The sequence below is a fragment of the Klebsiella sp. AqSCr genome (assembly GCF_008452795.1).
Taxonomy (GTDB): Bacteria; Pseudomonadota; Gammaproteobacteria; order Enterobacterales; family Enterobacteriaceae; genus Klebsiella; species Klebsiella pneumoniae.
Map to the genome: position 1 here is coordinate 3,666,709 of NZ_MJDM01000005.1, position 22,776 is coordinate 3,689,484.

Here is a 22,776-nt window from a genome sequence, read left to right on the forward strand (position 1 = left end):
CCCATCCAAAATTGCCGCATTGCCGGCCAACACTCTGTACCACTGGCGAGCCTACTTCCTGAAACAAGGCACTTTCCGCCGTCCTGGCGATGAAAACGCGCCACCTACCGAAACCATACCTGCGCCATCCCGGGTCGATGATGAATGCGCGGCAGTCATGAGGGCATTAATGTAATGGCAGACGTCGCATCTTTAGCGGTCGGGCTGCACCTGAACGCAGCCAGTTTTAAATCCCAGCTGCTGGGAGCGTATGGCGATGCGGAGAACCAGTCACGACGGTTCAACCGTAATGCCCAGGCGGACGCGAAAAAGACGGAGGACGCCTATAAAAAGGTCGGTCTGTCGATATCCGGGATGGCCAGCCGGCTGGCGGGGCTGGCAGGAGCCGGCCTTTCCATCGGCACGATCGTCACCACGTCCAGACAATATGGACAGGCATTATCAGACCTGCAGGCCATCACCGGTGCGACTGCTGCTGAAATGAAAGCGCTGGATCTGGCTGCGCAGGAAATGGGGCGCACGACAGAGTACAGCGCCAGCCAGGCCGCCGAGGCGTTAAAGCTGATGGCGTCGGCTAAACCGGAGCTTTTAAAAACGTCCGATGGACTGCAGAAGGCTACGAACAGCGCGCTTATCCTGGCGCAGGCCGCCGGCACAACGCTGCCCGATGCGACCAGAACGCTGGCGCTCTCCTTAAACCAGTACGGGGCGAGCGCGCAGGAGGCGGATCGTTATATCAACGTGCTGGCCGCCGGCGCGAAGTACGGGTCGTCGGAGATTGTGGATACAGCGGCCGCCATTAAAAATGGTGGCGTCGCAGCCGCACAGGCCGGCGTTGGTTTTGAGCAGCTGAATGCCGCGATTCAGGTGCTGGCAGAGCGTGAAATTAAAGGCGGTGAAGCCGGCACGGCGCTGCGTAACGTCATCCTGAATCTGGAAAAGGGCACGGACAAGAGCCTCAAGCCGTCCGTGGTTGGTCTCAGCCAGGCGCTGACCAATCTTTCCGGGAAAAATCTCTCCACGGCCCAGGCCGTAAAACTGTTTGGCGTGGAGAACCTGAATGCGGCGTCTATCCTGGTCCAGAACCGTTCAAAGCTTGATGAACTGACCGCTTCCCTGACCGGTACCAAAACGGCGCATGAGCAGGCATCCATCAGGGTTAACAACCTGAACGGCGATTTGCTGGGGCTGAGCAGTGCGTTTGAAGGGATGGTCATTAAGATCGGCCAGAGCAGTAACGGGCCACTCCGCAGCGGGATTCAGGTTGCCACGGAGGCACTGAACAGCCTGGCAGACAATTTCAACACCGTCTCCAGCGTGGCGCTTTACAGCCTGATCCCCGTGTTATCCACGAAACTGACTGCAGGGCTGCGGGAGAATATCGCGGCCTGGCGGGAAAGCCAGGCGGCGGTAAAAGCGCGGGCGCAGGCTGATGCGGATATTGCCCGCAAAACGCTGGATTCGACAGCGGCCATCCTGAAACAGAACGACGCTGAGTTTGGCCACTACCGGCAGATGGAGCGGACGGCTAAACAGTACGGGATGAATATCAGTTACCAGGATGAGTTTACCCGCCTCATCCGACAGGAAACTGAGCAAACCAATCTGGCCAGCCAGGCGAAACTGAAACTGGCAGCGGCAAACCGGCAATTGTCGATATCAGCCCGTGCGGCCTCCGTTGCGGTGGGCCTGGCAAGAGGCGCCCTGGCTTTTGTTGGTGGTCCGGTTGGCGCGGCGACGCTGGCTGGCTCTGCATTACTGTATTTCCATCAACAAGCAAAAGAAGCCCGGCAATCGGCCATTGATTTAAAAGATGCCGTAGTGGAAACCAGTGAAGCGCTGATGCGCCTCTCGCTTAACCAGTTAAATGTGAAGCAGTTCGACCTGGAGGATAAGTACGAAAACCAGGTCGTGCAGCGTAACCAGCTGATAAAAGAGATTCAGGATGCCGACAGTCGTATCGACAGCCTGAAAGGGTTTGACCCCTTCGGCCAGCTGGAAGGGGTGACAAAAGACCAGACGCGGGCGCGGGCGGATCTCGATAGCGTTAACGAGGGACTCCGCAAAACCGAGGAAAACATTAAGCGTGTCAGTGATGCAAAAACACTGGCTCAGCTGGGTTTATCGGGAAAAATAACCTCCCTTACGGACGATCTGAAAGGAGCGTTAAGCACGCCCCCCAAAGAGACCGGAGATGGAAATCCCTGGGGCGGCGATGGCGGTACCGGCACGGGGAAAGGCAGTAAGTCCCAGGTCGACCAGTTCAAAACGCTGCGGCAGCAAATTGAAGAAGCCCATGCATCCAGCCTGGCCAGAATTAACCTGCAGGAAAAGGACAGCAACAGGGAGCTGCAGGAAGCGGCGAAGAAAAATGGCGCCAGTGATGCTGACCTGCAGCGCGCGCTGTTAATGAATGCAGAGAACTACCAGAAACAGCGACTGGATCTGGCCGCGCAGTATTCCCCCGCCCAGGAAACCCTGCGAAAAGAGCAGGAAGCCAGCCGGGACCTGGCTGAGCTTTTCAAAGCCCGCCTTCTTGATGAAAAAGAGTACCAGGCCGCACGAATAACGCTGGCCAGAGATACTGCGAAAGAGCTGCTGCAGGCGCATGCCGATGAAATCGCTGCGCCGGCACTGGATATCGCCGGCGAAGTTGATCCACTGGTCTCGCTGCGCAATCAGCTTGCGCAGCGGCAGGCATTGCTGCAGGCGTACTACCAGGGCAGCGCGATCAGCAAAGAACAGTACGAAATGCTTATGCAGAAGGCGACGAAAGAATCCGCCGATGCGCAGTATCAGACGTCACTGGAGTTATACCGATCACAGGGAGAATTCCAGAGCCTGGCCGTCGGGTTATTTGAAACGGCCCATGAGCGCTCAAGCAACTTCCTGACGAGCATGCTGACGCGGACGAGAAGCTTTAAGGAGAACATGGCTGACCTGTTTTCCTCGCTCACGCAGTCGATCATAAAAAACCTCGTTGATATGGCCGCTCAGGCGCTGGTCACCAGTTCCGTCATGCAAACCATTATGGGCGTGGTGGGCGTCGGGACCAGCGTTGTCACGGGCGCTGCGGGCGCAGGCTCGGGGACGGCGATCCAGAATGCCGCCAGTAACTTCCAGTTCAACGCCAAAGGCGGCGTTTACGACTCACCGTCGCTGAGCGCATACAGCAACCAGGTCTACGACTCTCCGCAGTTCTTCGCTTTCGCAAAAGGGGCCGGCGTATTTGGCGAGGCCGGGCCGGAGGCCATCATGCCGCTGACGCGTGCCGGCGATGGTTCGCTGGGTGTACGCGCTGTCGGTGGTGTTCAGAACGCCGGCGCGTCGGAAGGGCCAAAAGTCTATATCACGATTGAAGGCGGAAACACCTCAACGCAGGCGCCGTCTGGTTTTGAGCAGTTTGGCCAGCAGATCGGCTCGTTTGTGGAGAAAAAATACAGGGAGCTGATGGCGCAGGATATGCGCCCTGGCGGGATGGTCTGGAATGCAGTTAAAGGGCAACGTTGATGGCTATTGAGATATTCACCTGGAGTCCGCGGGTTAATCCCCAGCAGACCGTTAACTTTCGTGTCCGGAAGGCGCAGTTCGGTGACGGGTATGCGCAGGTATCCGGCGATGGTATTAACACCCGATCACAGGACTGGGAGCTGAGTTTTGTCGGTACGGAGGACTATATCCGTCCGATTAAGCAGTTCTTCGACCGTCATGCCGGCACCCGCGCGTTTCAGTGGACCCCGCCTCTGGAAGAGGTGGGGCTTTACCGCTGCGAACAATACAAACCGGTGCCGCTGGGCGGCGGAAATTACTCACTTTCAGCCACTTTTATTCAGGCATTTAAACCATGAGCCTTAACGCGAATTATCAGAAGTTAGAGCCAGGCGATGAGGTTCGTCTCCTGGAGATCGATGGACAGGCGTTTGGCCTGGATGAGGTTTTGTATTTCCACGGCTATAACGTTCCCCATACTGCAGCCGAAATCCTCGCCGCTGGCGGCGACCTGCATAAGCTGCCGGCGAAAAGCATCTGGTGGCAGGGGCGGGAGTATAAAGCCTGGCCATGTGAAATCGAAGGGATCGAGTCCTCCACCACGGGCAGTGACGCGCAGCCAACGCTGCGGGTAGGGAACATCGACGGGAAGATATCCGCGCTCTGTCTTCATTACGACGATCTGGCTCTGGCGCGGGTTGTCATCCACGACACGCAAAAACAGTATCTCGATGCGAAGAACTTTCCGGACGGGAATGCCTCAGCTGATCCGACTCAGGAGAAACGGCGCCTTTTCTTCATTGACGTAAAGCATTATGAAGACGATGAGAAGGTGGAATTTACTCTCTCCAGCCCGTTTGCCCTGCAGGGGATGATGATCCCCACTCGCCAGCTGCATGCGATTTGCACCTGGTGTATCCGCAATCAGTACCGCAGTGGTAACGGGTGCGACTATGCCGGCACCCGGTATTTTGACAGGAACAATCAGCCAGTTGATGACCCGTCGCAGGATGTCTGCAACGGAACGCTCACGGCCTGTAAATTACGTCATGGTGAGAATAGTGAACTGCCGTTTGGCGGGTTCCCCGGCACCTCATTAATCAGGAGCTGATATGCGTCAGAAAACGATTAAGGCCATCCAGGAACATGCGGCCGCAGAATATCCGCGCGAGGCCTGCGGCCTCGTCGCCCAGAGGGGCCGAGCGGAGCGTTATTTCCCCTGCCGGAACCTGGCCACAGAGTCGAAAGATAATTTTGTGCTGGCGCCGGAGGATTATGCGGAGGTTGAGGAATGGGGAACGATCACCGGTATTGTTCACAGCCATCCTGATGCCACCACCCAGCCGAGCGAACTGGATAAAGCGCAATGCGACGCGACCTTTCTCCCCTGGCATATTATCAGCTGGCCAGAAGGCGATCTCCGTACCATCCATCCGCGTGGTGAGTTGCCGCTCCTCGAGCGACCATTCGTGCTGGGCCACTACGATTGCTGGGGCCTGGTGATGAGCTATTTTCGGCAAACCCACGGCATCGAGCTGCACGATTACCGCGTCGATTATCCGTGGTGGGAAAAGGAGTATCCGGACAATTTTTATCAGGACTGCTGGTATGAATGCGGGTTCCGTGAGTTTGATGGTCCACCGCAACCGGGTGATATGGTGATCATGCAGGTGCAGGCGGATAAGTGGAACCACGCCGGGATTCTGCTGGAAGGGAATATGCTGCTGCATCACCTGTATGGCCATCTCAGCAAGCGCGTGCCGTATGGTGGATACTGGTTAGACAGGACGATGAAAATCGTCCGATACCATTCTCTGTGTTAATCTCTTGTGGAATTTTAACTATAAATCCAAGGGATACTGAAATGAAAAAAATAGCTCTAGCATTGGCAATTGTCACAGTAACAGGCTGTTCGACAACAGTTGTACCTCCCAGCCAAGCTATTTCCGCCTCAAAAGAGCATGTTTTTAAATATCAAGAAAACGAAGGTAATAACGGTAGCCTGACAATCGTTCGTGATTCAGGATTCGTGGGAGCAGGATGCTATGCAACAGTTTATTTGAATGGTGAACGAGTAGCGAAACTGGATCCGAAAGAAAAAGCGACATTTTATTTATCAGAAGGAGAGTGGGCTGTCGGTGCTAATCTTGAAGGTAAAGGACTTTGCAGTTTAAACCGAGAGAGACAAGAACGATTTTTCAATATTAAAGCTGGAGAGAAAAAAGCAGCAAGAGTTTTTACGGATGCTAATGGCGATTTGGATATAAGGCCAACCACTATTAATTAACTCGTTTCCCACCAGCTGGAGCTATTATGCAGGAAATAATGACAAGAATTGAGCTTTCTGGAATTCTTGGCAAAACTTTCGGGAAGGTTCATCATCGGTTGATTTCAACAGTCCAAGAAGCAGGCATAGCGCTGGCTGCAACCATCCCTGGATTTGAAAGTTTCATGAATAACAGCAAAGAAAAAGGGTTGACCTTTGCTGTTTTCAAAGGAAAGAAAAATATCGGTAAGGATGATTTAGGATTCCCCGTTGGTGGTGAAGTTATCAGAATTGTTCCTGTTTTAATTGGTAGTAAAAAGGCGGGGCTGCTTCAAACAATTCTTGGAGCAGTTATTATTGTTGCCTCTGCTGTCGGCTCTTACTTTGTTCCTGGCAACCCCGTGTCAGCATTTGGTTATAAAATGGGGGCTGCTATGATGCTCGGCGGCGTTGTTCAGATGCTCTCCCCACAGCCAGCAGGCCTGGCCCGAAAAGAATCCGCTGACAATAAAGCGTCCTACGCCTTTGGGGGCGTGACGAATACTGCCTCTCAGGGATACCCGGTCCCTTTGCTTTATGGCAAACGCCGAATTGGCGGAGCCATTATATCTGCCGGTATTTACGTAGAAGACCAGCAATAAGTTTTATTCAGTAAACCATCCAATTCAGGCCACCTTGCGGTGGCTTTTTTTATGGGCGTAATATGGCAAATAACATAATTAAAGGGCGCAAGGGTGGCGGCTCAAAGCAGCGTACACCGACGGAACAGCCGGATGATTTACAGTCCGTTGCGAAAGCCAAAATTCTGCTCGCATTAGGTGAGGGTGAATTTACAGGTGGTTTAACCGGGAAAGATATTTATCTTGATGGCACCCCGCTTGAAAATGCTGATGGTTCGCAAAACTTCAGTGGCGTGTCCTGGGAATTTCGCCCCGGCACGCAGGCTCAGACTTATATTCAGGGTATTCCCGGTACTGAAAATGAAATCAGTGTAGGAACGGAAGTTTCCAGCAAGACAGCCTGGACCCATACCTTTACTAATACCCAGCTTTCTGCCGTTCGTGTCCGCCTGAAATGGCCGTCCCTGATGAAACAGGAAGATGACGGCGACGTGGTGGGCAATACCGTCAAGTATGCGATTGACCTGCAGACCGACGGCGGCGCCTGGCAGACGGTGCTGGAAACCGCTGTCACGGGTAAAACAACCTCCGGTTATGAGCGGAGCCATCGTATTGATCTGCCCCATGCCGGCAGTACCTGGACGCTACGCCTGCGTAAAATCTCTCCGGATGCAAACAGTGTCAAAGTTGGCGACGTGATGACGCTGCAGAGCTATACCGAAGTGATTGACGCGAAGCTGCGTTATCCCAACACCGCGCTGCTTTATATCGAGTTCGACTCCAGCCAGTTTAATGGCTCCATTCCGCAAATTTCCTGTGAGCCGCGTGGGCGCGTGATTCGTGTGCCGGATAACTACAATCCGGAAACCCGCGAATATACCGGCGTTTGGACCGGCGGGTTTAAATGGGCCTGGACGGATAACCCGGCCTGGATCTATTACGACATTGTTATAGCTGACCGTTTTGGTCTCGGTAATCGTCTGAGCAGCGCCAATATTTCGAAATGGACGCTGTACCAGATTGCACAGTACTGCGATCAGCTGGTTCCTGACGGGCGTGGTGGTGACGGCATGGAGCCGCGCTATACCTGTAACGTCTATGTTCAGGAACGCAACGATGCTTACACCGTGCTGCGAGACTTTGCCGCCATTTTCCGGGGCATGACCTGCTGGAACGGTGAGCAGATTGTTGTGCAGGCTGATATGCCGCGTGATGTCGATTTTACCTATACGCGCGCCAATATTATCGGCAAACCTCGTTATTCGAGCAGCAGCAGCCAGGTTCGGTACACCAACGCCCTGGTTTCCTGGTCTGATCCGGATAATGCTTATGCTGATGCGATGGAGCCGGCGTTTATCCCGGAACTGGTTTCCCGCTACAGTTTTAACCAGCTCGAATTGACCGCGATTGGCTGTACGCGCCAGAGCGAAGCCCACCGTAAGGGGTTGTGGGGCATACTGACCAACAACAAAGACCGGGTCGTTGAGTTTGATGTGGGGCTGGACGGTCGCATTCCTCAACCCGGTTATATCATTGCCCTGGCGGATGAGTTGCTGGCCGGACGGGTCAACGGCGGGCGAATCAGCGCGGTGAATGGCCGGGTGATTACTCTGGATCGTGATGTGGATGCCAAACCTGGCGACCGTCTCCAGCTAAACCTGCCATCCGGTATCTCACAGAGCCGGACCATTCAGGCTGTTAACGGACGCCGGCAGATTACGGTCACAACGGCGTACAGTGAGACACCAGAACGGGAATGCGTCTGGGCCGTTGAATCCGATGACCTCTTCCTGCAGCAGTACCGGGTTACAGGGGTAAAAGAGAACAGCGATGCCACCCTCACGATCACCGGCGTGGCACATGACCCGGATAAATTCGCCCGCATCGATACCGGCGCTATTATCGACCAGCGCCCGGTTAGCGTATTGCCGGCGGGCAACCAGTCACCTCCTGACGATATTGTCATCACATCCCGCTCGGTCGTGAATCAGGGGATCAGCGTCGAAACGATGCAGGTTAACTGGTCAGCTGTCAGCGGCGCTATTGCCTACGAGGCACAGTGGCGCCGTAACGACGGGAACTGGATTAATGTGCCGCGCAGCTCGACCACCTCGTTTGAGGTCAGCGGCATTTATGCCGGTCGTTATCTGGTTCGCGTCCGCGCGATAAATGCGGCGGAGATCTCGAGCGGCTGGGCGTATTCCGAAGAGAAAACCCTGACCGGCAAGGTCGGCGAGCCGCTGGCACCGCTGGCGCTGGCAACCCGTTCTCTGGTTCATGGGGTCCAGGTTAGCTGGGAGTTCCCGACCGGCTCCGGGGATACGCTGCGCACGGAACTACAGTACAGCAAAAATCAGGACGGCAGTGCGCCGATGCCGTTATCAGACGTGGCCTATCCGGGGAAAAGCTATCAGCAGATGGGCCTCAGTATGGGTGCAGAATTCTGGTATCGGGTGCGCCTTGTGGATCGTCTTGGCAATGAAAGCCCGTGGACCGGCTGGGTCCAGGGGATGGCCAGCGATAACTTTGATGACTACTACGAAAACCTGACCGACGCGATCAAGGATACGGCTGCCTGGGAGGAAACGCAGCGCACCATTAGCGAAACACAGGAAGGTATCCGCAATACGCAGCAGGAACTGGAGCAGACCGCTGAAGCTCTGCGTAAGGAAGCCGAAGACCAGGCGAAGCAGGTCAGCCAGGATATTGATGCATCGGCGAAAAGCATCACGGCTGATGTTGACGGGAAGATCTCCGCCGTGAATAAAACCATCACGGATGAGATTACCTCGGTCAATGAGGCTCTCGATTCTGGTCTGGCTCAGGCAAACAAAGGCGTTCAGGAGGCAAAATCCGCCGTCGCAGATGCGAACAAGCAGATCGCAACTGTGAACAAGTCGCTGACCGACAGCATCACCCAGGTAAGACAGTCAGTCACCGATACGGCTGCGGAAATCAACGCCACCATCGACCTGGAGATTGCCAGGGTCAGCAAAACGCTGGCCGACGGCGATGCCGCATTGAATGCGCAGATAAAGACTGCCGAAAATGGCCTGAAGCAGTCGCTGTCTCAGGTCAACACCACGCTGACCAATGCGGTGAAGCAGGAGACCGCGGATCGTATCGCCGATGTTAACGCGAAGGCGTCACAGGCCGCTGATGAACTGCTGGCGGCAACGCAGGGGATTGAGGCGAGTATCGAGAGCCTGACCCAGGTGATGAAGACCGCCGATGAAAATCTGGCGCGGGAAATGTCCAGCCTCGCTGCCGGCGCTAATATCCAGTTCGATTCGCAGGTTATCTGGCATTTCAACAATCAGACGACCGAGGGCTGGACCGGCAGCGCCGGCGTACCGGGTGTGTCACAGGATGGCTGGTTACGCCCGGCGGACAGCGCCACCGATCCGTACATTACCTCTCCAGGCGGGCTGGCTGTCGATGGTGCGGCGTACCGTTTCATCATGCTGCGCTTTCGTAAAACCGGCAAACCAGTCTGGGCGGGTGAGATCCGCTGGGTGTTTGCCGGCGAAAACTTCAATAACACGAAGCGATACATTGTTGCTGAGCCGGAATATGCCGATGGGGTGGCAACCCTGACGGTGCGTGATATTCCGTGGACAGGGAACATTGATCGTATTCGCCTGGACCTGACGAACCAGCAGGATGCCAGCAACTTTATCGAATTCGACTGGATCGCCGTTGGCCGGCCAGCACCCGGCGCCAGTACGGCGGCTTTGCAGGATGTGCGCAGTACGCTGAGTAACGCGCTGACTGCCGAAGCGCAGGCACGCAGCACGTTGGCGGCGCAGATGCGTGGCTCCTATGATGGGAGCGATCTGGAGAAAGTCACCTCCGGGCTGCTGTACCAGGAAAAAACCGCACGCGTTACCGCCATCTCGGCGGAAGTTAAGGCCAGAGAGTCCCTGCAGACGCAGTTTAACGACAACAAAGCTGCTGTTTCTGGTGAACTGAGTTCTCTGACGACAGAGCAGAGCGCGCAGGCGAGCCGTATCGGTGGCCTGGAAACCAGCCTCGGGAAAAAAGCCGATGCAGCCGCGCTGACGTCCCTGACGCAGAAAGTTGAGCAACAGGGCGCCACGCTGACATCGCAGGGCGCCGCGTTAACATCGCTCACTAACCGGGTTGGCCAGACGGAAACGGGCCTGGCTGGTACTAATGAGGCGCTGAGCGGGCTGCAGTCTGTTGTTACCCAGCATGGCGACAGGATAACCAGCCAGGGTCAGTCCATCACGAAACTGACGAGCGATTTGGGCATGACAAATGCCGCGCTGGCGAAGAAAGCCGAAGCGGCTGCGGTCACTGCCTTAACGCAGCAGGTAGAGCAAAACGGACGGGATATTCGCAGCAATACTGACAGCATCACCAGCCTGTCGAATCAACTGGTCAATGGCCAGCCGAATCGCTGGTCCCGTCGACTCTATCCGGTGCAGCTGGCTAACGCCGGGACAGTCCCGTCATTCAGCGATGTTCGCGCTGTGGCACCAACGGTAGTGGATGAAGTGGCCGACGCGGCCAAACTGGACTTTACGTCCGCCGGCAGCTATCTGATCGCGCTGTATTCCTGCCAGGTGAAAGTGGCCGCAGATACCACCATCACACTGGCGCCCGGCGCCAGGGTTTTTGATGATACCGGCGCCATATTTGTGAATGGGGTTCAGGTCGCCCGGGGTAACGCCAGCTGGAATACCGTCAGTTTTGAACTGAAAGCCGGCTGGAACACCGTTGAGTTTCTGGTGAATCAGTGGACCGGCCAGGCGTATATCAACCTGGGCCTGAAGCTGTCAGACAAGGTTGCCGAGATGTACTCCGGTCTCGGGGTTTGCGCGCTGGCAAACGCAGCCGGCGTGCTCAGCTCGAATGTCAGCCAGATTGGCAACGAGGTGGTCAGCAATTCGCAGAGCATCACCCAACTCCGGAATGCGCTGACGCAGACAGACGCGAACGTGGCCAGCAAAGCGGATCAGACGGCGATGAACTCGCTAACCGGACGAGTGGAGAAGACGGAATCCGGGCTGACGGCTGCTAACGCCAACATTACCTCGCTGAAATCCGCTGTACGGGCCGGAAACGCATCAGGCGGAGATTTAATTCCCAACCCGACATTTGACCCGGCTTACGACCAGATGGGGTTTAGCGTCGTATCCACGACGGCTGAGGAGGTCCCTCCTGGCTGCCCGTATGGTTATGCGGCCAGAATTGCCAGCCGGGATCACCATCCTAACTTTGCCGCGTTCCCGGCCACGCTTAACGATGTGATTGAGATCAGCGCACTGGTTGCCTGCGGCGCCGGCACGGCGAATTTTAATCTGTATGTTGGCACCGCCGTTCGGCCAGATACGAGCACCGGTGCGCCACTCATGGCGGGGGGCGGAAAATCACCTTCCGCGACCTGGCAGAGAACCACCTGGCGCTTCAAGGTCACGCAGGCGATGGTAGACAGGGGTTATATCCGCCCGTTCCTGCAGATCTCGCAGAACAGCCCGTATGGCACCGTATGGTTCGTTACGGACTGGCATATGCGAAATGTGACAGCGGCGCAAAAGGTTCAGGATACTGCGGATGCCACGGCGGCGGCGGTTGACTCGCTGACCACCACCGTGACGCAACAGGTTAATCTGCTGACCTCGACCGGCAACCGGACAACCCAGCTGGAAAACGGGCTGGCCACCACCAATGCCGCAGTGGCCAAAAAGGCTGATGCGACAGCGGTGCAGGATTTGACCAATACCGTCACACAGCTGGGCAACGATCTGACTGCTGCGAACAGCGCCATCACGAAACTGACCGGAAATCTGGCGAATACCGATAAAGCGCTGGCGCAGAAAGCCGATGCGACTGCGCTGGCCACGCTCGACACGAAAGTGACGCAGCAGGGTAAAACGCTGGAGAGCCAGAGCAATTCGCTGACGAATCTGTCGAACAGTCTCTCGCAAGTTGCGGCAGATATCGATGCCAGCGGTCAGATACCGGGTAACCTGGTCGTGAATCCCTCATTTGAACGCGGGCTGGATGGTTATACCGGGCGGTCAACCGCGACCAGTGTGGTGGAGGTTTCCGCTCCTCACAGCGGGACGCGGGCGCTGAAGGTTGATCCGGGGAGCGTGTCTCCGGGGCAATACATCCCGTTTGTTCAGGGGCGAACCTATGAAATCGGGGTGTGGGTCAAGGAACCCGGAGCGACGACGGATAATGGCGCGGGGAACAACAAGTTGCGGATCGGTAACTCTGCCGGCCAGCCGGTCTTTGAGCGTCCGTACAACAGCGGCACGGTGGGGACAAACTGGACCCTGGTTTCCGGTCGCTGGAAAGCGACGGAGACAGCCAGCCTGCCGGTGACGCTGAGCAACTATCTGATTAATGGCAGCCGCTACTTCGATGATTTTTACGTCACTGACGTTACCGACCGGGTGGACATCGATGCCACCGCCGGCGCCGTTACCGGACTGACGAGCCGGGTCAGCACAGCGGAAGGGGCTATCACCTCGCAAAGCCAGCAGCTGACGAACCTGCAGAACAGCCTGAACACGACCAACAGCAATGTGTCGAAGAAGGCCGATGCAACGGCACTGACTTCGGTCGATAACCGGGTGACAGAGGCGGAAGGGAAACTGACCACACAGAGCCAGCAGCTGACAAATCTGGCGAATGTGCTGACGGCCACCCGCAACGCTGGCGACAACCTGATCCCGAACTTTGATTTTCTACAGGGCAGCACTGCCTGGGATATTCAGTATCCAGCCGGTGTGACTTTTGGCGATTTCGGGGACGGGAAAGCGGGGGTCCGGCTGAACCGGACGACTAACACCAGTCCGGGGATCTTCTCCAACAACAACAAGCCGGTGCCGCTGAATGGCCAGCGCAAGTACCGCGTGGTGGTGAAGGCCAAAGGTGTTTCCGGCGCGATGAGTCTGCTGATCCGTCGCCAGAACAAAATCGGCCAGACGGACAGTACGTATGAGGATAAAACGGTCACGCTGACCACTGACTGGCAAACCATCACCTGGGAAACCGGATTGACGGCTGCCGGCGCGGACGGGCAGAACTTCAAACTTTATTCTCATCCGACAAACGGTGAAATCTGGCTCGATTCCGTCCGGGTTTTTGATATCACCGATGAAACCAACATCAAGGCGACCAGCGATGCTGTTTCGTCTCTGACCGGGACGGTGACGAACCAGGGGAACACCCTGACATCACAGGGGCAATCCATCACGGCGCTGAATAACGCGCTGGAAGGGGTCAAAGGCGATGTGGCGAAGAAGGCTGATGCGTCGGCGGTCAGTTCACTGACCAACCGGGTTACCCAGACTGAAAAGGATATCCGTAGCCAGGCCGACAGCCTGACCAGGCTGAATACATCGCTGAAGCAACAGGCAACACGGGGAGCCAATGTACTGCCGGACGGCAGTTTTGAATCCTATGCCGTCGGCGATGTTCTCAGTAATGCCCGCGCTGTTATCACCAGTGAAGCTGCGCACAGCGGGACCAAAAGCCTGCGTGTTACGCGCAGTACGGAGTACAACCCGAACGCGACGGATAATAACGATACCCATATCTTTTCTGGTATGCAGGTTCGCGATAATGCGGTCTATTACGTGGAGGCGTGGGTTAAGTTGCCGGCTGGCTCGACCGCCGATCCGACCGTTTATATGGTGCTAGGATTTTCCTTCCAGGATTCTGCCAATGGCTGGTCGTGGCCTGGCCTGAACGTGAAAGTCTCCGAGTTGTCGGTGGACAACTGGACAAAGGTCAGTGGCTATCTGACCAACAACCGAACCGCACTGAAACAGGCAATGGTGAGGATCTCCATCCCGAATACACCAAAAGTTCGCCTGGGTGACGCCTTCCTGATTGATGATCTGATCATCACTGACGTGACCGATGCGAAAGCGGCGCTCGATGCCGCCGATGCGAATGCGCAGGCGCTTTCCAGTCTGTCCGCGTCAGTCACGCAGAACGGGAAGAATATTACGTCTCAGGGCAGCGCGATCACGAAGCTGCAGTCGGATGTGACGCAACTTGGTAAGGATATCAGCGGCAAGGCCGATGCCAGCGCGCTGACGAATCTGACGACCCGCGTGACGGCTACCGAAGGCAGCCTGAAATCGCAGGGAGACAGCCTGACCAACCTGCAGAACAGCCTGAACACGACTAACAGCAATGTGGCGAAGAAGGCTGATGCAACGGCGCTGCAGAGCCTGCAGAACACCGTTGAACAGCATGGCAGGGATCTGACCACGCAAAGCAGCGCGCTGACGAACCTGGAAAACAACTTTTCCTCCCTGGCCGTTGGCGGGACCAACCTTATCCGCAATGCGGACACACTGGAGGGATGGAGCAGCCGCCACGCCACAGAGACGTATCTGGGCGACCGCGTGGCCTACACCCGGCTGGCGAAAGGTGCATCCGGTTATATCCAGCTGGATGAACAGACGCTGGATGTTACCGGGCGTACTGAATTTGTATTCAGCTTCTATGCGAAAGGTGCCTATAACGGACAGGAAATGGCGAGTTATTTTTATAACCCGTCGAACACTACCACCACGGAAACCAGCCAGGGGGTTAAAGGCGGGGCCGGTGACGGCAAGGCGGTCACGAAACTGACCACCGCATGGGCGCGTTACTGGGTGAAATGGGTTATTCCTGCCACCAGTGGCACCAAACGGCTGATTGCCGCGCGTCTGGAAAGCGCGACGTCTGCCGACAAAGAAGTCTGGCTCTGTCGCCCTCAGCTGGAAACCGGGACCGTGATGACTGACTGGTCACCGAGTCCGGATGATGCGGCCAGCGGTATTACCGCGAACACATCGGCCATTAACAGCCTCACCAGTCGGGTGACGAATGCCGAGGGGCAACTGACCGCGCAGTCTCAGAGCATCACGAATCTGCAGAACAGCCTGAACACCACCAACAACAACGTGGCACAAAAGGCCAGCGCGCAGTCGGTGAGTGATCTCACCAGCCGGGTCACCAGTGCGGAAGGCAAAATCACCTCCCAGGGGCAGGCTATCACGAAGCTGCAGGGCGATTTGAGCAGCACCACCGATAAGGTCAACACCAAAGCGGATCAGACGGCGCTTAACGCGCTGACTGGCCGGGTGGAGAAAACCGAGGCAGGCCTCACGGCAGCCAACAGCAACATCGTCAGCCTGACGGCGGCGGTGAACGCCGGGAATGCTGCCGGGGATGATTACATCCCAAACCCGTCATTTGATCCGGCGTATGACCGCATGGGTTATGACGTGGTGGAGACCACTGCTGCAGGTGTGCCGGCTGACTGCCCGTTCAGGTATGCCGTCCGGCTGGCCGGGCGAGACCATGTGCCAAAAATCAACAACATCGCTGTGACGCCGGGCGACGTTTACGAAATGTCTGCTCTGGTAGCGTGTGGTACCGGCAGCGCTGACTTTAATTTCTACATCGGTCGGGCCACCACTGCTACTGGTGGTATTGGGGCGAGAGCGTCCGGGGGAAACACCAAGACCACCACCGCGTGGAAACGAGCCACCTGGCGCTTTACTGTGCCGGCAGACACGAACTTCCTGCGACCGTTCCTGCAGGTTAATCAGAGCAGCCCGTTCGGCACTGTCTGGTACGCTGCCGACTGGCATATGCGTAACGTGACGGCGGCGAACAGTGCGCAGAAAACCGCAGATGCGACCGCAAAAGCGGTGGATTCACTGACCACCACGGTTAGCCAGCAGGGCGATACGCTCAGCAGCATCGGCACGCGGACCACCTCGCTGGAGAACAGCCTCCGGTCGACAAACGATACGGTGAGTAAAAAGGCTGACACGACAGCGGTGACGCAGCTGCAGGGCACGGTGACGCAGCAGGGGAATGACATCGCGGCAGCCAACAGCGCGCTGACAAAACTCAGCAGCGATCTGGCCACGACGAATGCGAATGTGAACAAAAAAGCGGACGCAAGCGCGATGAACACCCTGCAGAACCAGGTCACTGAGCAGGGCAAAACACTCAGTGCGCAAGGGGATTCTCTAACGCAACTTAGTAACAGCCTGAGCCAGACGGCAGCGGATATTGACGCCAGCGGGAAAATGCCGGGCAACCTCATTGTCAACGGCAGTTTTGAGCGCGGCGCGGCGGGCTTTACCGGCTGGAGCAGTACCGCGACGGTGGCCGATTTACAGGTTCCGCATTCGGGTAACAAGGCGCTGAAAATGTCCGCCGGCCAGTCGAACCTGGTCGGGCAGGAAATCAGTATCACGCAGGGTCGTACCTACCGCATGGGGGTATGGGCGAAGCAGGAGCCGGGAACCACGATTAAAGATGCGGGTAACACGAAGTTTCGTGTGGCCGACAGCACTGGCCTGCTGGTCGGCTCAAACTACGGACCGTTTAGTTCTGGCTGGCAACTGGTAACGTTTGACTGGAAAGCCACGAAGACCACGACGGCCAGTTTCCAGCTGACGACCTTCCTCAGCGCGGGGGCAATGTATTTCGATGATTTCCATGTCCTCGATGTTACGGATGAAAAGGATATCGCAGCTAATGCCGGGGCCATTTCTCAGATGAATACCCGCGTCACCGCTGCTGAAGGGGCTATCACCACCCAGGCGCAGCAGCTGACGAAACTCAGCGGCGATCTGGCCGTCACGAATGCGGCGGTCAGTAAGAAGGCCGAGCAAAGCGCTGTCACCGGGTTGACCACCCGGATGACGTCTGCCGAGGGTAAACTGGATTCGCAGTCGCAGCAGCTCACCAGTCTGCAGAACAGCCTGACCACGATGAATACTGAGCTGGGTAAAAAGGCTGACACGTCCGCGGTGAGTTCACTGACCGGTCGCGTAAGCCAGGTGGAAAACACCATCACCAGCCAGTCGCAGAGCATCACGTCGCTGACCAGCACCATCAATACCATCCGCACTCAGGGAGCTAATCCGTGGGTTGACGGTACGTTTGAAAGCTACAGCGATGGCCAGGTGCTGGGCGGGAACGGCACAGCCGTTGTGGTGGCGTCTCAGAAATTCACCGGCAATAAGAGCCTGCAGGTGAGTCGAGGAGCGAACAATAACGGCAACAGCGATAAACAGCTTGGGAGCTGGCAGTCAGTCCGTGAGGATGCGAAGTTCCGGTTTGAGTTCTGGGCTATGATGCCGGCGGATCAGGCGCCATCCTCCGGGTGGACAACGCTGGTCGGCATTAACTCACTGAATGCTGCCGGTCAAAACTCCTGGCAGTCGGCGGTCACTGTCAGCGAAGCCGCTCTTGGTGCGCGTGATAAGTGGGTGAAATTTACGGGTATTGCCAGTAACAACGGGGGTGGGAGAACACGCGCAGTGGTCTGGATTTCTACCCGTGGCGCCTCCGGCAGCGGCACCCCCGGTTATTCGCTGTATATCGACGATCTGGTTATCACGGATGTTACCGATGCGAAAGCTGCACAGGATGCCTCTGACGCGACGGCGAGTGCCGTGAGCGGTCTGACGGCTCGCGTAACGGATGCTGAAGGGAAAATCACCGCCCAGGCGCAGCAGCAGACGGCACTGGCCACGAAAGTGGATAATGCCAACTCCCGCGTCGATAACATGGCGAAGACGCTAAGCGACAGCCAGAGCACACAGGCCAGCCTGAATACCTCGCTTCAGTCGCAGATTGACGCGCAGGCGGCCGCCAACATCAAAAACCAGACGACGCTGGACAACACGATTAAATCGGTGGCCAGTATCACCAGTACCCAGCAGACGCATGCAACGGCACTGGAGGCGCTGGCAACGCAGCAGACGACCCTGACATCCAGTGTCGGGGATCTCAGCGCTTCCGTTCAGAACACCGCCAAAACCGTGGCGGATGTGAATGGTACGGTGAGTTCGCTGTGGTCGATGAAGGTTGAGACGGTTAACGGGAAGAATGTTGGCGCGGGGATTACGCTGGGCAGCAATGGTGAAACGAGCGACATGATCCTCTACGCTGACCGCTTCTCGCTGTTTAACCGTAATAATGCGACGGCTGTTCCGGTGATGGTTGCCGAAGGCAATGAGCTGTATATCGATACGGCACGTATCAAAAACAGTTCCCTGACCTCAACCAAAATCGCGGACGGTTCCATCACGAACGCGAAGATCGGCAACGAGATCCGCTCGAATGACTTTGTTGACGGGTCACGCGGCTGGCGTATCGCCAAGGATGGCTCTTCGCAGTTCAACAACGTGATCGTTCGCGGTGCGGTTTATGCGACTGACGGCTGGTTCCAGGGTACGGTATATGCGAACCACATCGAGGGCGACATCGGGTCATTTGCGATCAACATCGCTCAGCACCGCACGCGCAAGGTGCCGAAGGCTACATGGCAGTGGTTTGAGCTGGCCCGGTTCCGGCGGCAGAATTTCGACCAGGTGATCAATATTCGCGGTGGACTCCTCCAGACGGATAGCATCACTATCGACGGCGGCGCGAAACTCAGAGCGGGGATGTCCTACGCGCCAGGGGCTGACGGCGGACTGAATCCTGGCTATCTGTCGTATGCAATGCTTCTTCGTGGCACAGGCGCTACGTCTGGTGGCGGCAGTATGGAGCTAGGCATTGAGCTTATGTATGAAACAGGTGGAGCAACACGCCTGTTAACGGCGCAAGAGTCAATGAACGTAGACAACATGTCATTTGTCGTCCCTGCCGGTACTGGCGACGCTGTTCTGCGATATGGCTGTTACCTGGACCGTAACGGACAGATGGTATTAACCATCCTCTCAAGATTCGACGCCTTCGCCGCGCGCAATAACAACGTAATTCGCGGTTCATCAACCTGATAACAATATATGGCCCCGCAAGGGGCCTTTTCTTTTTCCAGGGAAAACCATCCAGGAGGAACTTTATTATGGCGATGTATGAAGTCGGTACCGTCACGGGTGCCGCGTCGCAGGCACGGGTGACAGGTGCGACAACAAAATGGTCACAGGAGGCGCTGGGGATACTGCCCGGGTCGATTCTAGTGGTCTACCGCAGCGGTAGTGCTGACCTGTATGCGATCAAATCCGTGGACAGCGACACGCAACTGACGCTGACCCGGAATATCACCACCGCATTTTCCGGTGCCAGTTACGGCATTATTACCGCTGAAACCGCCAGCACTTCGTCGTTTGCTAACCAGTTGGCCAGCGCGTTTGCATTCTGGCGTAGTGTAGTGGAGGGCTGGTCGATGGCCCTGACCGGCAGCGGCAATATCACCCTGACTGACCCGATCACAGGAAAGCAGGTGACCGTGCCGGCGATAGCCGGGATGGCGAAGGCCTCGGATCTTAACGCGCTGGCAAAACTCACCGGAGGAAACAAACTCGACGGCTCGCAGGTTATAACCAGCGATAATGCCGGTTTTATACTCGGTAAGAACTCAGATCTGGCTCTGCTCAAAAAACAGGGGCAAGGCGGGACAATTGCCGTTGGCTCGGGAACACCGTTTAGGGTTCAGCGTTCAAGAGCGACCACTGTATCACCGGCAGACACCTTTGATGACATCCTCGTTATTGATGCCAACAACCGAACGACACTACCTGGCGCGCTGATTGCCGGCGGCGACATCGACAACACGACGAAGGGGTTGCTGTATACCCAGGCGATTGAGCTGTCGATGAACACGCCATACATTGACTTTCATCATAACAAAAGTGCTAACGACTACACCGCACGCCTCATCACTACAGCCGCAGATCAACTTAGTGTTCAGGGAAGCCATCTACGGGTAGACAGAGACCTGCGGGTGGGGCAAGCGGCCGACATCGGCAGCTGGATGCAGTGTCGCTATGACTGTGTGTCCCAGCAGACCGACTTCGGTTCCCCTGCCATTGGCGCGTTGATTTCCGGTGGCAAAGTCCGGTCCCGCATGTCAGGGCGTGGAGGAAACGGCGATACGGCTGGAGCGTGGGGTGGTTTCTACCTTGAAGAATACGTTGGGTACAACCACCGGGTGGTACTGTATATGGACGGTTTCGGCCGAAAAGATGCCTGGCTATTTTACACCGGAGGGACAATCTCCACCCCTAAAGGCGATGTTATGACCACTGGCTCAGACGTGCGGCTGAAAAAGGATTTTACGGAATCCCAGGAAGGGGCCTCCAGGCGTATTAACGCGCTGGGGATATGTGAGTTCAACATGAAAGGCGAAACACGCCGTAGGCGTGGATTTATTGCTCAACAAGCTGAAAAAGTTGACCCGATTTACACCTTTCAAAGCGGCGATGTAGAAATTGATGGCGAGAAGATCAATATCCTTAACGTAGACCATACGGCCATCATAGCGGATCTTGTTCTTACGGTGCAGGAGTTAACAAAACAAGTGCGTGATTTGAACAAGCAGGTTCAAACAAAAGAGTACTGATTGAGAGAAAATAGGTTATCAAAACTCGGATAATTTATCATGTAATCAGCATGTTAGAATTAACATAAAAATGGTTCTAGACAAGTGTTCAGAAACATATTTTTTTAAAAAATCAAAGGATTAAGAGCAATGCAGAGAACTACTGCTGCGCCACATGCAGTGGTTCGAAGCCGCAGACCTGATCGTCAAAGGCATGGAAGGCGCTATCGCCGCCAAGACCGTGACCTATGACTTCGAACGTCTGATGGAAGGCGCTAAACTGCTGAAATGCTCAGAGTTTGGCGACGCGATTATCGCGAACATGTAATCCCGTTGGTGGATTAAGTAAAAGCGGGAGCCGATGGGCTCCCGCTTTTTTTCGCCTTCAGGCAACTATTCTGCCGGACGCTTGAAGCATTAGGCGATGGCGAATGTCCCGCAGCGCAACGTTCAACAAAGCTATATACCTCATGACAGGGAGAGATCCATTTGCCGTAAGAGCTCGCATGAAAACGGATTGCACGCCAGGCGTCATACTGATGGCCCGACCGGCTTAAACCGGGGCCGTTCGGCGAAAATGTGCTGTAGCCTAAACTCAGGCTATCCGCTCACTTTCAGATTAAACAGCCGGGACAGCGCCGCTTTGCCGCTATCCGTCACTTGTACTTCCCGATATCCCGGCGCGCGGGTTATCCATCCTTTTTGCAGGAACAGCGTCATTAGCGCCGAGCCGGCATCGCCGCCCAGATGAAAACGTCTTTCGCTCCAGTCGAGACAGGGGCAGCAAGGCTTACGCCGTGGGCGGGCGTTAAACACTGCGCCAAGGCGTTCAAGCTGGGTTTTACCGGCTGACGTCAGGGCCAGGCCATCTGCCGCCAGCCATTTTTCCCTCAGCATAAATTCATAAATATTGACCGCCAGCTCGCCCGCCAGATGATCGTAGCAGGTCCGGGCGTAGCGAAGATTAACCGGCGTGCTGGGGAGAAGCGTCTTATGCGCTTGCATAGAGACGCCCATCAGGTTTTCCAGCAGCCCGGCAATATGCGAGCCGGCCAGGCGGTAATAGCGGTGGCGCCCCTGCGCGAGACACACCACCAGTCCGTTGCTGAGCAGCCGGGCAAGATGGCCGCTGGTGGTGGAGGCGGACACCTCGGCGACCGTACTGAGTTCGGTTGCCGTCCATGCGCGCCCGTCCATCAGCGCGCAGAGAATACTGACCCTTGACGAGTCAGAGAGGGCGGAGGCCACCATCGCCATAGCGGTTTCCAGCGCCTCCTCTGGCTCACTGTCTTGCTGCGGTTTCAGGAGATTCATTCAGAAAGTATGGCCCATTTTTTGGTCACTTCCGCTGCCCGGGCGTCATCATCGGTAAGGAGAATGAGCCGGTTACGGTGGTCGCTGTACTGTACCAGAATATTAATACCATTATGGGCCAGGGTGTCTGCGATGTCTCCCAGTTCCCCTGGTCGTTCCTGAGGTAACTTTCGTATCAGAGGACGGCATACATTGCTGACCGTAAAGCCGGCCTCGGTCAGCACCCTGCGGGCTGTCTCACCGTCTTCCACCAGAAAATGCGCATGTCCGGCATCAGGCGTGGTGAATACGCCACCGCCTTCGAGCCCCACGCCGTTGTTACCCAGCGCCATACCCATTGCGCCAAGCGAGCCCGGCGAGTTGCTGAGAATCACGTGAATGTCATACATCTGACTGTGCTCCCCGATCCGATGCGTAATCCCGGAACACGCGGGCGACGCGTATTCTGTAATATGAAAAAATCGATGCTTTGCCTTCGCGCTGGGCAGCCAGATGCCGCTCATTTTGCTGCCAGTTGGCCACCGATGCTTCATCTTCCCACCAGGATAGCGAGAGGATTTTGCCGGGCGTACTCAGGCTCTGAAAGCGCTCGATGGCAATAAACCCCGGCGTGTCTGATAGCAAAGGCGTCAGCCCGGCCGCCAGCTGAAGATATCTTTCCTGTGCTTGTGGTAAGGCGTCGGCCTCAAAAAGTACCGCAATCATAAGTCTGCTCCGTGGTGAATTTCCCTGCAGTCTACTGACGGTCAGAGCAG

At 56.2% G+C, this 22,776-nt stretch carries 11 protein-coding genes and 1 pseudogene; 9 read left to right on the top strand and 3 right to left on the bottom strand.

Annotated features, from left to right (window positions below):
• Nucleotides 1-174: 174 nt before the first annotated feature.
• From BHE81_RS21930 to BHE81_RS21970, 9 genes and pseudogenes are all read left to right on the top strand, one after another.
• Nucleotides 175-3,510 carry a phage tail tape measure protein gene (locus BHE81_RS21930; protein WP_040240643.1) on the top strand — a complete coding sequence of 1,112 codons (3,336 nt, stop codon included), beginning with the start codon at nucleotides 175-177 and terminating at the stop codon, nucleotides 3,508-3,510.
• Nucleotides 3,510-3,848: a phage tail protein gene (locus BHE81_RS21935; RefSeq protein WP_017898999.1), complete on the top strand. Its 339-nt coding sequence runs from the start codon at nucleotides 3,510-3,512 to the stop codon at nucleotides 3,846-3,848. The genes BHE81_RS21930 and BHE81_RS21935 overlap by 1 nt, the downstream gene beginning before the upstream one ends.
• Complete coding sequence (locus BHE81_RS21940; protein WP_017899000.1) at nucleotides 3,845-4,600, top strand: phage minor tail protein L; 756 nt, start codon at nucleotides 3,845-3,847, stop codon at nucleotides 4,598-4,600. Before BHE81_RS21935 ends, BHE81_RS21940 begins: the two co-directional genes overlap by 4 nt.
• A 1-nt stretch (nucleotide 4,601) precedes the next feature.
• Nucleotides 4,602-5,312 (top strand): C40 family peptidase, encoded by a 711-nt coding sequence (locus BHE81_RS21945; protein ID WP_025368257.1) that lies wholly within the window; start codon nucleotides 4,602-4,604, stop codon nucleotides 5,310-5,312.
• Nucleotides 5,313-5,353: 41 nt separating this feature from the next.
• Complete coding sequence (locus BHE81_RS21950) at nucleotides 5,354-5,776, top strand: hypothetical protein (RefSeq protein WP_025368256.1); 423 nt, start codon at nucleotides 5,354-5,356, stop codon at nucleotides 5,774-5,776.
• Between the two features lie 26 nt (nucleotides 5,777-5,802).
• Nucleotides 5,803-6,396 (top strand): tail assembly protein, encoded by a 594-nt coding sequence (locus BHE81_RS21955; RefSeq protein WP_071081087.1) that lies wholly within the window; start codon nucleotides 5,803-5,805, stop codon nucleotides 6,394-6,396.
• 62 nt (nucleotides 6,397-6,458) lie between these two features.
• Nucleotides 6,459-19,163: a phage tail tip fiber protein gene (locus BHE81_RS21960; RefSeq protein WP_080934643.1), complete on the top strand. Its 12,705-nt coding sequence runs from the start codon at nucleotides 6,459-6,461 to the stop codon at nucleotides 19,161-19,163.
• Between the two features lie 68 nt (nucleotides 19,164-19,231).
• On the top strand, nucleotides 19,232-20,728 hold the full coding sequence (locus BHE81_RS21965) for a tail fiber domain-containing protein (protein WP_025368254.1): 1,497 nt from the start codon (nucleotides 19,232-19,234) through the stop codon (nucleotides 20,726-20,728).
• Between the two features lie 136 nt (nucleotides 20,729-20,864).
• Nucleotides 20,865-21,035: pseudogene (locus BHE81_RS21970) on the top strand (isocitrate/isopropylmalate family dehydrogenase); the annotation flags it as partial.
• Between the two features lie 272 nt (nucleotides 21,036-21,307).
• Here the strand turns inward: BHE81_RS21970 and BHE81_RS21975 are convergent.
• From BHE81_RS21975 to BHE81_RS21985, 3 genes are read right to left on the bottom strand one after another with little or no spacing between them, the layout of a single operon-like run.
• The gene (locus BHE81_RS21975; protein WP_004213085.1) at nucleotides 21,308-22,021 is read right to left on the bottom strand and encodes an ArsR/SmtB family transcription factor; all 714 of its coding nucleotides are present in this window, start codon (nucleotides 22,019-22,021) and stop codon (nucleotides 21,308-21,310) included.
• Nucleotides 22,018-22,410, bottom strand: coding sequence for an amino acid-binding protein (locus tag BHE81_RS21980; protein ID WP_004150798.1), 393 nt, complete (start codon nucleotides 22,408-22,410; stop codon nucleotides 22,018-22,020). The genes BHE81_RS21975 and BHE81_RS21980 overlap by 4 nt, the downstream gene beginning before the upstream one ends.
• Nucleotides 22,403-22,726 carry an antibiotic biosynthesis monooxygenase family protein gene (locus BHE81_RS21985; RefSeq protein WP_004150797.1) on the bottom strand — a complete coding sequence of 108 codons (324 nt, stop codon included), beginning with the start codon at nucleotides 22,724-22,726 and terminating at the stop codon, nucleotides 22,403-22,405. Before BHE81_RS21985 ends, BHE81_RS21980 begins: the two co-directional genes overlap by 8 nt.
• Nucleotides 22,727-22,776: the final 50 nt, after the last annotated feature.